Annotated in this window: 17 protein-coding genes; 7 read left to right on the top strand and 10 right to left on the bottom strand. The window is 62.3% G+C overall.

Annotation, left to right across the window (positions count from 1 at the left end; genetic code table 11):
* Positions 1 to 69: 69 nt before the first annotated feature.
* Complete coding sequence (locus DN611_RS05110) at positions 70 to 1,035, bottom strand: metal ABC transporter substrate-binding protein (protein ID WP_287966982.1); 966 nt, start codon at positions 1,033 to 1,035, stop codon at positions 70 to 72.
* Positions 1,036 to 1,205: 170 nt separating this feature from the next.
* On the opposite strand from DN611_RS05110, the gene DN611_RS05105 reads away from it, so the two are divergent.
* The 6 genes from DN611_RS05105 to DN611_RS05075 all read left to right on the top strand — a co-directional run bounded on the left by DN611_RS05105 (position 1,206) and on the right by DN611_RS05075 (position 5,969).
* A complete protein-coding gene (locus tag DN611_RS05105) occupies positions 1,206 to 1,634 on the top strand; it encodes a hypothetical protein (RefSeq protein WP_025544166.1) in 429 nt (142 codons plus the stop codon).
* Between the two features lie 368 nt (positions 1,635 to 2,002).
* Entirely contained in the window at positions 2,003 to 2,581 is a 579-nt protein-coding gene (locus DN611_RS05095) for a 2-oxoacid:acceptor oxidoreductase family protein (protein WP_021748585.1), read from the top strand.
* On the top strand, positions 2,578 to 2,886 hold the full coding sequence (locus tag DN611_RS05090) for a 4Fe-4S binding protein (protein ID WP_021748586.1): 309 nt from the start codon (positions 2,578 to 2,580) through the stop codon (positions 2,884 to 2,886). The genes DN611_RS05095 and DN611_RS05090 overlap by 4 nt, the downstream gene beginning before the upstream one ends.
* Before the next feature lie 15 nt (positions 2,887 to 2,901).
* Positions 2,902 to 4,080 (top strand): pyruvate flavodoxin/ferredoxin oxidoreductase thiamine diP-binding domain protein, encoded by a 1,179-nt coding sequence (porA, locus tag DN611_RS05085; protein ID WP_021748587.1) that lies wholly within the window; start codon positions 2,902 to 2,904, stop codon positions 4,078 to 4,080.
* 15 nt (positions 4,081 to 4,095) lie between these two features.
* Positions 4,096 to 5,028, top strand: coding sequence for a thiamine pyrophosphate-dependent enzyme (locus DN611_RS05080; protein WP_021748588.1), 933 nt, complete (start codon positions 4,096 to 4,098; stop codon positions 5,026 to 5,028).
* A gap of 167 nt (positions 5,029 to 5,195) precedes the next feature.
* Entirely contained in the window at positions 5,196 to 5,969 is a 774-nt protein-coding gene (locus DN611_RS05075) for an HpcH/HpaI aldolase family protein (protein WP_119310792.1), read from the top strand.
* A gap of 49 nt (positions 5,970 to 6,018) precedes the next feature.
* Here DN611_RS05075 and DN611_RS05070 read toward each other — a convergent pair whose 3' ends face one another.
* The 6 genes from DN611_RS05070 to DN611_RS05045 all read right to left on the bottom strand — a co-directional run bounded on the left by DN611_RS05070 (position 6,019) and on the right by DN611_RS05045 (position 11,263).
* Positions 6,019 to 7,191, bottom strand: a complete 1,173-nt coding sequence (locus DN611_RS05070) for a 5-bromo-4-chloroindolyl phosphate hydrolysis family protein (RefSeq protein ID WP_119310791.1) — start codon at positions 7,189 to 7,191, stop codon at positions 6,019 to 6,021.
* A gap of 5 nt (positions 7,192 to 7,196) precedes the next feature.
* Positions 7,197 to 7,406, bottom strand: coding sequence for a DUF896 domain-containing protein (locus DN611_RS05065; RefSeq protein WP_025545125.1), 210 nt, complete (start codon positions 7,404 to 7,406; stop codon positions 7,197 to 7,199).
* Positions 7,407 to 7,421: 15 nt separating this feature from the next.
* Entirely contained in the window at positions 7,422 to 7,628 is a 207-nt protein-coding gene (locus tag DN611_RS05060) for a DUF4177 domain-containing protein (protein ID WP_021748592.1), read from the bottom strand.
* A gap of 16 nt (positions 7,629 to 7,644) precedes the next feature.
* Positions 7,645 to 8,436, bottom strand: a complete 792-nt coding sequence (locus DN611_RS05055; RefSeq protein ID WP_119310790.1) for a YlmH family RNA-binding protein — start codon at positions 8,434 to 8,436, stop codon at positions 7,645 to 7,647.
* A complete protein-coding gene (locus DN611_RS05050; protein ID WP_036629895.1) occupies positions 8,423 to 10,183 on the bottom strand; it encodes an ABC transporter ATP-binding protein in 1,761 nt (586 codons plus the stop codon). The genes DN611_RS05055 and DN611_RS05050 overlap by 14 nt, the downstream gene beginning before the upstream one ends.
* A gap of 120 nt (positions 10,184 to 10,303) precedes the next feature.
* Positions 10,304 to 11,263 carry an SH3 domain-containing protein gene (locus DN611_RS05045; RefSeq protein ID WP_160117408.1) on the bottom strand — a complete coding sequence of 320 codons (960 nt, stop codon included), beginning with the start codon at positions 11,261 to 11,263 and terminating at the stop codon, positions 10,304 to 10,306.
* 207 nt (positions 11,264 to 11,470) lie between these two features.
* On the opposite strand from DN611_RS05045, the gene udk reads away from it, so the two are divergent.
* Positions 11,471 to 12,088: a uridine kinase gene (gene udk, locus DN611_RS05040; protein WP_025545130.1), complete on the top strand. Its 618-nt coding sequence runs from the start codon at positions 11,471 to 11,473 to the stop codon at positions 12,086 to 12,088.
* 63 nt (positions 12,089 to 12,151) lie between these two features.
* Here the strand turns inward: udk and DN611_RS05035 are convergent, their stop codons facing one another.
* The 3 genes from DN611_RS05035 to DN611_RS05025 are packed head-to-tail and all read right to left on the bottom strand — an operon-like array spanning position 12,152 to position 13,793.
* Positions 12,152 to 12,640, bottom strand: a complete 489-nt coding sequence (locus DN611_RS05035) for a YbaK/EbsC family protein (RefSeq protein WP_021747362.1) — start codon at positions 12,638 to 12,640, stop codon at positions 12,152 to 12,154.
* Positions 12,637 to 13,254: a chromate transporter gene (locus DN611_RS05030; RefSeq protein ID WP_021747363.1), complete on the bottom strand. Its 618-nt coding sequence runs from the start codon at positions 13,252 to 13,254 to the stop codon at positions 12,637 to 12,639. The genes DN611_RS05035 and DN611_RS05030 overlap by 4 nt, the downstream gene beginning before the upstream one ends.
* On the bottom strand, positions 13,251 to 13,793 hold the full coding sequence (locus tag DN611_RS05025) for a chromate transporter (RefSeq protein WP_021747364.1): 543 nt from the start codon (positions 13,791 to 13,793) through the stop codon (positions 13,251 to 13,253). The genes DN611_RS05030 and DN611_RS05025 overlap by 4 nt, the downstream gene beginning before the upstream one ends.
* Positions 13,794 to 13,797 lie beyond the last annotated feature (4 nt).

Raw genomic sequence — 13,797 nt, 5'->3', positions numbered from 1 at the left:
CTCCGCCGTTTCCCATAAAAAAGCCGGGGCTGCGACATCCGCTGCAGCCCCGGCGCTCTTCTTTTCAGATCACAGATTCTCCCGCAGCGTCTCCAGATTCTGCTCCATCAGGGACACGTAAGTGGCCCCCGCCTCCAGTTCGTTCGTGGATACATTGTGGCAGGTGTGGAACAGGGCCGTCTTGACGCCCGCGGCCTCCGCAATGCTGTCCGCCACCAGATGATTGGAGAACTCAATGTACCAGACCGTGGGGATCCCCTCTTCCCGCACCTTGTCCGTCAGGAAGGCGATGGTGGCTGCCGAGGGCTCTGTCTGGGTGCTGCACCCGGGGAAGGCAGCGTAGTAGTCGATGTCGAATTCCTCCGCGAAGTACCGCAGGGGAAATCGGTCCCCGAACACCATGGTCCGGTCCTCCACTCCGGCGAAGAAGTCCGCGAATTCCCGGTCCAGGGCCTCGATCCGGGTGGCGTAGCCCTCCGTGTTGGCGGCGTAAGTCCCGGCATTGGCCGGGTCCAGCTCCGCCAGCCTGTCCCCCACCGCCCGGGTGATGGCGGCGGCATTTTTCGGGGATGTCCACACGTGCTCATCGTAGCCCACCACTTCTCCCAGGCCGGGCCCCTCCGCATGGTCGTGGTCATGGCCCTCGTGGTCTTCCATGCCCTCCACTGTCTCCTCCTCCAGCAGGTCCACACAGTCCACCATCCGCAGGGCCTCGCCCTGCATGTCCACGGACTCCAGAATCGTCTCCACCCAGGCGTCGGATTCGCCGCCCAGATAGAGGAACAGATCGCACTCCTGCACTGCCAGAATGTCCGCCGGGGTGGGCTCGTAGGAATGGCTCTCTGCTCCCGGCGGCAGCAGAAGCCGCACCTCTGCCAGCTCTCCCCCGGCGGCCCGGGCGAAATCATAGGCGGGGAATACCGTAGCCACCACTGTCAGCCGCTCTTCCCTCTCATGCTCCGCCGGAGCCTGTCCGCAGGCGGTCAACAGAAGCACCATCGCCAGCGCGGCACACAACCGAATACGTTTTTCCACAGTCTGATCTCCTTTGAAAATGAGAATTGTTTTCAGATTATGCAGTATAGCACACCTCGTCCTCAAATGCAAGGTCCGGTTTGCGAGTCCCATGCAGCGGATTAGTCTTGGCAAACTTGCAAAACTCTGGTAAAGTTAAGAAAACGCTAAGATTTCAGAGGAGGCGCACCATGAGAAAGGCACTGGAGTTTCCCCGAATCGACGAAGGCAAGCTGGACGCGGTGGAGGCCCTGATTGCAGCCATTGCAGACAAAGAACCCGGTACCGCCGGCGCGGAGCTGGAGGACCTGGCCGCTCTCACGGGCAAAGTCCACACTGATGTGGAATTTGCGGAATACTGGAGCTGGACGGACCTGGACACATTGGCACGGCTCACACTGACGCCGGAACCGCCCTGTATCCCCGACCTGTCCCGGGAGGAACTGGTAGAGCTTGTGGAAATCATCCAGCACTGCTCTGTCACCGGCCGGGAATGGGCGATGCGCTACTACACGGCGCTGCTGCGCCGCTCCCTCTCCCTGCCCAATGTCATGGACTTTGTGGCCTCCGGTGAAGATGTAGAGGTCATTGCAGAAAAGCTGCTCCAGGCGGCCCGGTAAGCGGCTTTCAAATACATCCCGCGGCTCCCGGCGCCCACGACGGTGCCGGGAGCCGCTTTTCACCTGTGCTGCGGCTGCCCAGCCTGTCAGCCATACTGGAGTATGCTACTTCCAGCGAGCAAAGCGCCGAAAAAAAGGACTCTTTTTTGTGCAAAAAGGCAGGAATACAGAACAGAGTCCCCAGCTATTTGCGCACTTATAACAAAAAGAAGCCGCTGGCATTCACAGATTTCTATACTGTCTAATTTGTTATAGAATTGACATTCCTCGCAGAAAAGGACTATACTATACATGCTGACAAGCACTCAAAACGGCAAATTTCGAGACGGCCCCCGCTTGGGGGCCAAACCGAACGAGGAGGATCAAGCATGAAAGACATTGTAGAGATCCGATGGCACGGCCGGGGCGGCCAGGGCGCCAAAACGGCGTCGCTGCTGCTGGCGGACGCGGCGTTCAACACGGGCAAGTATGTCCAGGGCTTCCCGGAGTACGGTCCCGAGCGCATGGGCGCGCCCATCACCGCCTACAACCGGATCAGCTCCGAGCGGAGCACCGTCCATTCCAACATCTACTTCCCGGACTATGTGGTGGTCGTGGATGAGACCCTGCTGTCCGCCGTGGACGTGACCGCCGGATTGAAGAAGGAAGGCGCCATCGTCATCAACTCCAGCAAGTCCCCCGCGGAGCTGCGGCCCCTGCTGAAGGGCTACGAGGGCCGGGTCTGCACCATCGACGCCGGTAAGATCAGCGAGGAGGAGCTGGGCAAGAACTTCCCCAACACCCCCATGCTGGCCGCCATCGTGAGGGTGTCCGGCGTCATCGGGGAGGAGGAGTTCATCAAGGATATGGAGGGCTCCTTCAAGCACAAGTTCGCCAGCAAGCCCCAGGTCATCGAGGGCAATATGCGGGCGCTGAAGAGATCTCTGGAGGAGGTGCAGGTAGGATGAGCCATCTGGCGAAGGATATGACCCCGGACGTGACCTGGAAGGACATCACCCCGGGCTGCAACATTTATGAGGGCGGCACGTCCAGCGTGGTGGAGACCGGCGACTGGCGGACCATGAAGCCCGTGATCGACTGGGACAAGTGCCGGCAGTGCCTGCTGTGCGCGCCGGTGTGCCCGGATATGTCCATCCCGGTGAACGGCGAGGGCAAGCGGGAGGACTTCGACTACTTCTTCTGCAAGGGCTGCGGCATCTGCGCCAACACCTGCCCCTTCGGGGCCATCACTATGGTCAAGGACGAGAAATAAGGAGGGGAAGGAACAATGGGAATCAGAGAAAGACTTTCCGGCAATGAGGCGGTCGCCTATGCCATGAAGCAGATCAACCCGGATGTGATGGGCGCGTATCCCATCACGCCGTCCACGGAGATCCCCCAGTACTTCTCTACATACGTGGACAACGGGGAAGTGGACACGCTGTTCATCGCGGTGGAGAGCGAGCACAGCGCCATGTCTACCTGCATCGGCGCGGAGGCTGCTGGCTGCCGTGCCATTTCCGCCACCTCCTCCTGCGGCCTGTGCTACATGACGGAGATGCTGTACGTGGCGGCCTCCGACCGGCTGCCCATCACGCTGGCCGTCTCCTGCCGCGCCCTGTCCGGCCCCATCAACATCAACAACGACCACTCCGACGCCATGGGCGTGCGGGATGCCGGCTGGCTGATGCTGTTTGCGGAGACGAACCAGGAGGCCTACGACAACTACCTGCAGGCCATGCGGATCGCGGAGGCGGTGAGCCTGCCCATCATGGTGTGCCAGGACGGCTTCATCACCTCCCACGCCATCGAGAACATCGAGCTGGTGGAGACAGAGAAGGTCAAGGAGTTCGTGGGTGAGTACAAGCCCGCCCACGCGCTGCTGAAGCCCGGCGAGCCCATGGCCGTGGGCGCCTACGCCACGCCCGTGTACTACATGGAGGCCAAGCGGCAGCAGGCCCAGGCCATGATGGACGCCAAGGACGTGATCCGCAAGGTGGGCAAGGAATTCGGCGAGATGACCGGCCGGACCTACGGCCTGATCGAGACCTATATGATGGACGACGCTGAGGAGGCCATCGTCATCATCGGCTCCTCCGCCGGCACCGCCAAGGAGGCCATCAACGAGCTGCGGGCCCAGGGCAAGAAGGTGGGCCAGATCAAGGTCCGCTCCTTCCGTCCCTTCCCCAGTGAGGATATCTGCGAAGCCCTGAAGAACGTGAAGGCCTTCGCCGTGATGGACAAGGACGACAGCTTCAACGCCCACTGCGGCCCCATGTTCGCGGAGGTCACGGCCAGCCTGTACGCGGCGGGCATCAGCGGCCCCAAGGGCATCAACTACATCTACGGCCTGGGCGGCCGCGACGTGCGGGTGGAGAGCATTCAGCACGTGTTCGCGGAGCTGGAGAAGATCGCGGCCACCGGCGAGGTGGGCGAGACCTATCGCTACCTGGACGTCCGGGAATAAGGAGGGAAAACAGTCATGGCATATAGTCTGAAAGAAAACCTGATGAAAGAGGACCGCCTGTCCGGCGGCCACAGAATGTGCGCGGGCTGCGGCTCTCCCATCGCGGTGCGGACGGTGCTGCGTGCCCTGAACCCGGAGGACAAGGCGGTGGTGTGCTCCGCCACCAGCTGCCTGGAGGTCTCCACCTTCATGTACCCCTACACGGCGTGGAAGGACAGCTTCATCCACAACGCCTTTGAAAATGCGGCGGCCACGATCTCCGGCGTGGAGACGGCATACCGGGCGATGAAGAAGCGGGGCAAGCTGGATGATACGTACAAGTTCATCGCCTTCGGCGGCGACGGCGGCACCTACGACATCGGCTTCCAGAGCCTGTCCGGCGCCATGGAGCGCGGCCACGACATGGTGTATGTCTGCTACGACAACGAGGCGTACATGAACACCGGCATCCAGCGTTCCTCCTCCACCCCCCACTTTGCCGACACCACCACCACGCCTCAGGGCACGGTGATCCCCGGCAAGATGCAGCAGAAGAAGAACCTGACGAAGATCATGGTGGCCCACGGCATCCCCTATGTGGCCCAGACCACGTTCATCGGAAACTTCAAGGACATCACGGAGAAGGCCCACAAGGCCATCTACACCCCCGGCGCGGCGTTCTTGAACGTGATGGCGCCCTGCCCCCGCGGCTGGCGGTATCCCAGCGAGAAGCTGATGGAGGTCACCAAGATGGCGGTGGAGACCTGCGTGTGGCCGCTGTACGAGGTGGTTGAGGGCAAATACATCCTCAGCTACAAGCCCAAGAACAAGCTGCCGGTGGAGGAGTACCTGAAGATGCAGGGCCGCTTTGCCCACATGTTCAAGCCCGGCAACGAGTGGATGATCGAAGAGGTCCAGAAGGAAGTGGACAAAAACTGGGAGGAGCTCCTCAAGCTCTGCGAGCTGTAAGCAGTCCTTCCGCACTCTCCATATCAGTACGAAGGGGTTGGCCTTTGGGCCAACCCTTTTGCTGTTTTTGGCATGATTTTTGGAGGGTTTTGCCCGCTACTCCGGAATTGACAGGCATCCTCCGGGGGGTATAATAGAATCAATGATTTTCAGGAGGATCGGATGCTATGGAAAATACTGTTTTAGAAAAATTTCACCAGGGCCGCCAGAGCCTGGGAACCTTCTCCGCCATCGGCAGCCCCCTGGCGGTGGAGAGCCTGCGTTATACCGGACTGGACTATGTGATCGTGGACACGGAGCACTCCCCCGCCGGGATCGAATCCGCTGCGGCCCAGATCGCCGCCGCCCAGGGCGCAGGCCTGACGGCCCTGGCCCGGGCCAATGAGATCTCCCGCACGGCAGTGCTGCGGCTGCTGGACGTGGGTGCCCAGGGTGTGGTGGTCCCCTGCGTGGAGACCGTGGAGGAAGTCCGGGAGCTGGTCCGGTATGCCAAGTTCGCGCCTCTGGGGAACCGGGGCTTCTGCCCCACCCGGGACGGCGGCTGGGGCCACGCCGCCCATGCGGTCTCCATTTCCGGCTATATGGAGACCAGCAACCGGGAGACGCTGCTGCTGCCCCAGTGCGAAACTGTGGGCTGCCTGGAGCACATTGAGGAGATCACCGCTATGGACGGTGTAGACGGCATCTTTGTGGGGCCCTTTGACCTGTCCATTGCCCTGGGCCACCCCGGCGAGTTCAACGCACCGGTGGTCCATGACGCCATCCTGCGGGTCCAGGCGGCCTGCAAGCGCAGCGGCAAGCTCTCCATCATCTTTACCGGCAGTGCGGCAGCCAGCCGCCAGCGGTTTGCCGAGGGCTTTGACAGCGTTACCTTGGGCATGGACTCCCTGTTCTATGTAGAGATGTACAAAAATCTGGTAGCGGACGTTTGGGGCAAGTAAGTCCCCGACGCAAAGAAACCCGGCGCGGATTTCCGCGCCGGGTCCCTTTTTATTCCGTCTCTTCCGGCTTCTGTTCCGCTGCGAACTCTCCCAGGCCAAAGTCCTTTTCCACACTGGCAGTATCCCGCTCCAGCATGGTCTCCATTACCCGGATGTCGCTGTCCACATCCATGGCGTCGGCCTTGTACAGCTCGTCCAGCTGGTGCTCAAAGCCCTTGATAATCAGGTCCATGGTGGACTCGATCCGGGCTTTGGCCTGGCGGAGGTTCTCCCCCTCCACCCCGGCAGCCTCAAACTCCGCGTAGGAGTCCAACAGCTTCTGGGTAGTAGGCAGGTAGTAGTTCAGGAAGGTATCGATCCGGTCTCGCTTCTTCGGGTCCTCCTCCACCGCCCGGAAGATCTTGGCGGTGATGGTCTCCAGCCGGTCGATCTTGGCAGAGAGTCCCGGGTCCGCGATGGCGTCGTTGGCCCGGCGGATCCTCCGCAGGATTCCGGAGCAGCCCTCCTCCGTCTCCTTGGGGGGCGGCGCCGCGGCCGCCTCCTCCTGCCGGCGCTTCTGTTTCAGGTCCGCGTCCGCCTGGCCGCTGCGGAAGAGATACCCCAGCTCCATGTTCAGATACGCCTCATCCCCGAAGTAGCCTTTATCGATCATCTTCTGCAGGTCCTTCTCCACCCGGTCCCTGGAATAGCCCAGGGTGCGGCACAGCTGTTCCACTGCCATAGCCTCGTAATTCCCAACCACGGCCAGATACTTGTTGTACCGCTTCAGACTGCGGCCGATGGAGACCCCGCTGCAGAACATAGCCCCACCGGCAGCAGCAATGGCTAAGGCCCACAGCAGCTCTTCGATATACCAAGGCTCCACGCCGCCCAGCCAAATCATCATCTCGATGGTGGACCAGCAGGCCGCCAGGCCGCAGACCGCCAGCACCGCGCCAATGATCTTCAGCCACTTGGCGTTAGACTTCTTCACCGCCGGGGACTTCATGGCGCTGCGCACGGCCTTTTTGGTCCTGCCGGCAGTCCCGGCGGATGCGGCGGCCGCCGGCTCCGGCGCCGCCGTCTGCAGCGGGGGCGGGGCCTGCCTCCGCTTCTGCCCGTCGTTTCCGAAGAGTTTGACCAGCAGCATCACCAGGGCGATGGGCCACAGGCCGACGGCGAAGAGGATTACGATGGCTATCCAAGCGCCAACGCCTTCCTGCTTCTGTTTCTTTCCGGCCACGGCACTCAGTCCTCCTTCTGCTTCAGTTTCCGCTTGTTGCCCTGGTCATCCACCACATAGGTGTGGTCCAGCTGGCTCTTCAGGTTCCCCAGCACGGAGTCGATGTACTCCCGCCGCAATGCCGCCTGCTCCATCCGCTCCCACTCCGTCAGGCCCTCCGGTGTCTTGGCCTTCCGGGCCAGCTCGTTGATGCGGTCGATCTGCTTTTGCTCCATGTTTCGCTCCTCCTGTCAGGTCTCAGGCCGCTGGCGCTCGAATACCAGGTCGATGCTCTCGATAAAGCCGTAAGGCCGGCGCTGGCTTTTGGGGATGCATCCCACATATCGCCAGCCATCCGCCGCCCGGCGGACGATGACCTCCCGATGAGCAGCGGTCTCCCGCAAGTAAAACCCGTAGACCTCGCCGCAGGATACCTCTTCAAACTCGTATTCCAGCACGCTGCACCCTCCTCTCTCAAATATATCGCTTCACCACAATGGCGGTGCGGCCCTTTTTCGTGACGCCGCCCACCGCCGCCAACTGAAATTTTCCAAATCCCCGGGCGGAGACCGTGTCCCCCTCTGTAAGCAGCTTGTCCGCCTTCGTACAGGGCCGCCAGTTCACCTGGACGTGGCCGGAAGAGATCATATCCACCGCCTTCCCTCTCGCCATCCGAAAACCGGTGGAACACACCGCATCCAGCCGCAGGGAACTGACCGTGTCCCGCACCTCCTCGCACCGCACCTCCGGGATGTGGAGGTGGGCGGCGGGGATCTCCGTCACCGTCAGCTTCGCCCGGCCGGCGCTGTTCCAGCTGGAGAGCAGGAAATCCGCCACCGTGTCCAGCACGATCAGGTCCGCACTCTCCGGGGACACCAGAATGTCCCCTACCTTCTCCCGGACGATGCCCATACCCATGAGGCTGCCCAGGATGTCCCGGTGGTTCAGCCGGTCGTCCGGCCGGAAGGCCGCCCGCAGACATCGGAGCGGGGGCTCCGCCGTCTCCGGCTCCATCCAGTCCGGCAGGAAAAGCAGGATGTTCCGCTCCGCTCCCTGGTAGCCTCCCTGACGGAGCCAAGCGGTCTCCGGGATGCCCGCAAGACGCAGCAGGTCCCCGGCCATCATCTGCTGCTGTGGGGAGAGAAAGTCCGTACAGGCGGGAATATTGCGCTCCTCCGCCTGGGCAGCCCGGTCCAGGACCTTGGCCAGCAGCAGCCGGTCCTCCCCCTCGGCCCCGCAGCGGTCCAGCAACTTACTCTTTTCCATGGCCGATCAGCTCCTGCGTCCGCACCAGCTCCGCATAAGCGCCATTTTTCGCCATCAGCTGGTCGTGGCTGCCCAGCTCCGTGATGCGGCCGTCCTCAATGACGGCGATCCGGTCCGCATTGCGGACGGTGGAAAGCCGGTGGGCAATGATGATGGTGGTGCGGCCGTGGGCCAGCTTCTCAAAGGTCTCCTGGAGCTTGGCCTCCGTCACGCTGTCCAGGGCGGAGGTGGCCTCGTCCAGAATCAGCACCGGCGGGTCCTTCAGGAAGATCCGGGCGATGGAGATGCGCTGCTTCTGTCCGCCGGAGAGCAGGGTGCCCCGTTCCCCCACATAGGTGTTGAACCCCTCCGGCAGGGCCACGATGTCGTCATAGATCTCCGCCAGCTTCGCCGCCCGGGCCACCTCCTCCTCCGAGGCGCCGGGCTTGCCGTAGCGGATGTTCTCCAGAATGCTGGCGGCGAAGAGGAATACATCCTGCTGCACCACGCCCACATTCTGCCGCAGGGACTCCTGGGTCACCTGCCGGACGTCGTGGCCGTCGATGCGGACCGCGCCGTCCGTCACATCGTAGAACCGGGGGATCAGCTGGCACAGAGTAGATTTACCACCGCCGGAGGGCCCCACCACGGCGATGGTCTCGCCGGGGCGAATGTGGAGGTCCACGTCGTGGAGCACCGCCATGTCATCCTGATAGGCGAAGGACACATGGTCCACGTCGATGCGCCCCTCCACCCGGGAAAGAGTGGTGGCATCGGGGGCATCCTGCATGGCAGGCTCCTCCCGCATCAGCTCCACAAACCGGGCAAAGCCGGCGGTGCCGTTGGCAAACAGCTCCGCAAAGGTGGAGAGCTTGCGCACCGGGTTCACGAAGGTCGTGATATACAGGCTGAAGGTGATGAGGTCCACCGTGTCCATCCGGCCCTGCATGATGAGGAAGCCGCCCACGGAGATCACCGCCACGGAGAGGATGCACAGGAAGAACTCCATCACCGCGTTGAACCGGCCCATGGCCCGGTGGAACGCCCGCTTGGAGGTCTTGAAGCTGTCGTTGGACACGTCGAACTTCTCCAGCTCCGCCTCCTCATTGGCAAAGGCCTTGGCGGTCTTGATGCCCGAGAGGCCCGACTCGATGTCGGCGTTGATGGTGGCCGTCCGCTGCTTCACCTTGATCGAGGCGTCCTGCATGGACTTGCGGCACTTCCACACCACCAGGAAGAACACAGGGATGATGCAGGCGATCACCAGAGCCAGCTGCCACTGGATGGTGAACATGATGGCCAGCGCGCCCACAATGGTAACGCCGGAGATGAAGATGTCCTCCGGTCCGTGGTGGGCCAGCTCCGTGATGTCGAACAGGTCCGCCGTCAGGCGGCTCATCAGCTGTCCGGTGCGGTTGCGGTCGTAGTAGTCGAAGCTCAGCTCCTGCATGTGGCGGAACAGGTCCCGGCGGATGTCCGCCTCCACCAGGATGCCGAAGGTGTGGCCGTAATAGCAGATGATATAGGTGAACACGGACCGCAGGATGTATGCGCAGAACACCACCGCCATCACGGCGAAGAAGGTCCGGTAGGCGCTCTCAGGCAGCAGCTGGTACATGCACCACCGGGAGACGTAGGGAAACGCCAGATCGATCACGGCGATCATCAGGGCGCAGCACATATCCAGGAAAAACAGCTTCCGGTGGGGCTTGAAGTAGGACAGGAAGATCCGCAGGGCGGAGCTCTCCTGAAACTGTCGGGTCGTCATGGTACTCTCCTTTTTCTTTATCAATTCATATCTAAAAAATGATAGCACACTTTTCCCCCGCGCGCAATGAAATATCCCCGAATGTCATCCAACATCCGGGGATATCGCCATGTTGTTTTTTCAGGAATTGGACAAATACTCGCCCATCATATAGCCGGTGGTGGTTACGCCGCCGGAGGCCACAAAGCTGATCTGATACCAGCCGTTCCCGGCGCTCTGCACCACCCGGACGGAGTCGCCGTTGGAGAGGGTCGCCAGAATCTCACTGCTGGTGTTGGCCTGCGCGCGGACCCGCACGCCGTTCCCGGCGTTGACCACCACCGCGGTCCCCGCTGTCAGCGTGCTGCCGGACGCGGTGCTGCCGCCGCTGGCAGACGTAGATGTGCCGGTGCTGCCGCCCCGGACCCGCACCAGGCAGGTGCCCTTGCCGGAGCCGTCCGTCACCGTCAGGGTGGCCTGTCCGGAGGAGATGGCCGTCACCCGGCCGGTGGAATCCACGGAGGCAATGCCGTCATCGCTGCTGCTCCAGGTATAAGTGCCGCTGCCGCCGGAGACAGTCAGGGGAATGGGCTCATCTCCCACGGACATGGTGAACTCCGTCCGGGGGGAACCCAGGTAGGCGATGGTCAGTGTCTCCGGCAGGGTGGAGGGATCCGTCTGGGCGGGTGTGGTGGTGCCGCCGTCATTCGGGTCTTCCATCTCGCCGGTGCCGCCGCTCTCCGGCATGGTCACGCCGTCTCCCCCCTCCGGGTCCGCCGTATCAGGGTCCGGCGGCTGGGGCGTCACATCCTCTGTGGAAGTGTCCTGGGTCTCCTCTCCGCCGGAGAGGCGCTGGGCGATCCGGTCGCCGAAGAGCAGGTAGACCAGCAGCGCCGCCATAATGACGATCAGCACAATCAGAATGGGACTCAGCAGATTGGGCTGGCGGCCGCGGGCGGCCGTCCGTTTGCCGCCCCGTCCGGGGGCGGTCCTGCGGATCTGTGCACCGCTCTGCAGCGCCTCTTCCTCCTCGCAGAAGGGGCAGCTCTTGTATGTATCGGAATACTTTTCCCCGCAGATGGGGCAGCGTTTCATGGCCATGGGTCATCCTCCCGCGTAACAGCTTTTCATAATTTACATAATATCGGCTTTTCCCAGTGCCGTCAAGACCGGAAGCGTCGATTCCCTGGGAAATTTACGCTTTTTCCGCGGTTCCGCTTGCTTTTGGGGAGCGCCTCTTCTATAATGGACGCAAAAGAACGCGGTTTTGTTTCACAGAACTGGGAGATTTTAGGGGGAATCGGGAACATGAACACCATCCTGATCGGGATTGCGGGAGGCACCGGCTCCGGAAAGACCACTCTGACCCGGCATTTGAAGGAACACTTCGGCAAAGACGTGACCGTCATCGGCCATGACAGCTATTACAAGCGCCAGGTGGGCAGGACCTATGAGGAGCGGGCCAAGGTGAACTATGACCACCCCAACGCCTTTGACACGGACCTGCTGATCCGCCACCTGCAGGAGCTGAAGGCCGGACGCTCCATCCAGTGCCCCGTCTACTCCTTTGTGGAGCACAACCGCACCGACCAAACCGTGGAGATCCAGCCCGCCAAGGTCATCATTGTGGAGGGCATTCTGATCTTCCAGAACCCCACTCTGCGGGATATGTTCGACATCAAGATCTTTGTGGAGACGGACGCGGACGAGCGGATCCTCCGCCGGGCCCTGCGGGATGTGGAGGAGCGGGGCCGGACGCTCCAGTCCGTGGTCTCCCAGTATCTCACCACTGTGAAGCCCATGCATGAGCAGTATGTGGAGCCCTCCCGGAAGTACGCGGACATCGTGGTGCTGGAGGGCGGCCACAACCTGGTGGCCCTGGACATGATCATGCAGCGGATCCAGCACCACATCGATGGGAAGTGACGGCCCGCCGCCAGATGGGCACAAGCCGCCCGCCGGGATTCTCCGGCGGGCGGCTTGTGCGTATTACAGCGGACACCAGATCACCGGCACACCATGGTCCTCCAGCAGCGCGGCCAGATCGTCCAGATTCAAAAACGTGGTAGCGGTGTTCTCCAGCGGATGGACGCCCACGGTCCGGCCCCGCAAAGACGCATCCAACACCACGGTGACCGTGCCGGCAGGCGCCCGGAGGGCCCCCAGCGGCGTCACCTGTCCCGGCAGCAGGCCCAGAAGCCGCTCCAGGTCTGCGGCGTCCGCAAATCTCAGAGGACGGCTGTCCAGTGTCCGGCGCAGGGCCTTCAGGTCTGCCGTCCGGCCGCCGTCTATGGCCACCAGATAGTACCGCCGCTTCTTGTCGTCCCGCAGGAAGAGGTTTTTCAAGATCCGCTCCTCCCCCGGCAGACAGAGTGCGTGGAGCTCCTCCATGCTCCATACCGCCGGGTGTGCCGTCTCCTCATAGGGGATATTCCGCGCCCGCAACAGGGCATACAGGTCCTGGCGGTCTATCCTCATACCCCCGCGAAGCGGAACACCACGCCCACCACGGCAGAGGCGGCGATGAACACGATGGGATGGAGATTCTTCGTGGGTTTCACCCAATTGGTCAGTGCCAGCAGCACCGCCGCCAGGATCAGGCCCGGCCAGCTGATGAGGCCCGCCAGGCCGCCGTCCCCCAGCTGGAACTGGTTGAACAGTCCCGTCTCCGGCGACGCCACCACGATGTTGGTGAGCACCTCAAGTACCACGGACACGCAGGCCGCGCCGATCAGGCCCGTAGAGGCAGGCCGCAGTCCGTAGAAGGCCCGGTCCACATATCGGTTCTCCCGGAAGTTCCGCAGCAGGGCGGCAATAATCAGGATCACGATGATGGAGGGCGTCACCTCTCCCAATGTGGCGATCACCGCGCCGGGGACACCGGCAACGGTGAAGCCCACATAGGTGGCCATGTTGATGCCGATGGGGCCGGGGGTGGACTCGGACACCGCCAGCATGTTCATGAGCTGAGCCTGGGTGAACCAGCCGGTGGCCTCCCCGATGTCGTGAAGAAAGGGCAGCGTGGCCATACCGCCGCCGATGGCAAAGAGTCCGGTCTTGAAAAACTCCCAGAACAGGCGCAGATAGATCATGCCCCCTTCACCTCCCAGTTCTTCAGCAGGATACCCAGCACTGCGGCCGCGAGGATGAACCACACCGGGGACACATCCATCACCGCGCTGCCCACCAGCACTGCCAGGAAAATCGCTGCCGTGGGCTTATCCACCACGGACTTCTTCAGCAGCTTCACCGTAGCGTTGAAAATTAGGACGCACACGCACACCTGAATGCCCGCAAAGGCGTTCTGGACCCAGGCCAGGTCCGCGAAGTTGTTGATGAGCCCCGCCAGGATGGAGATAATGACCAGAGACGGGAACACCACCCCCAGGGTGGCCACAATGCCCCCGGCGATGCCCTTGTATTTCTGGCCGATGAACGTGGCCGTGTTGACAGCGATGATCCCCGGCGTGCACTGCCCGATGGCATAGTAGTCCGTCAGTTCCTCCTCTGTGGCCCAGTGCTTGTTCTCCACCACTTCCCGCTGGAGAATCGGCAGCATCGCCATGCCGCCGCCGAAGGTCATGACCCCCATCTTCGCGAAGGTCCAAAACAATGTCCAAAGCTCTTTCAACCCT

The organism is Oscillibacter sp. PEA192, assembly GCF_003574015.1.
GTDB lineage: Bacteria > Bacillota > Clostridia > Oscillospirales > Oscillospiraceae > Oscillibacter > Oscillibacter welbionis.
Note: the sequence above shows the minus strand (reverse complement) of the source record. Positions and strands in the feature narration are given on the sequence as shown.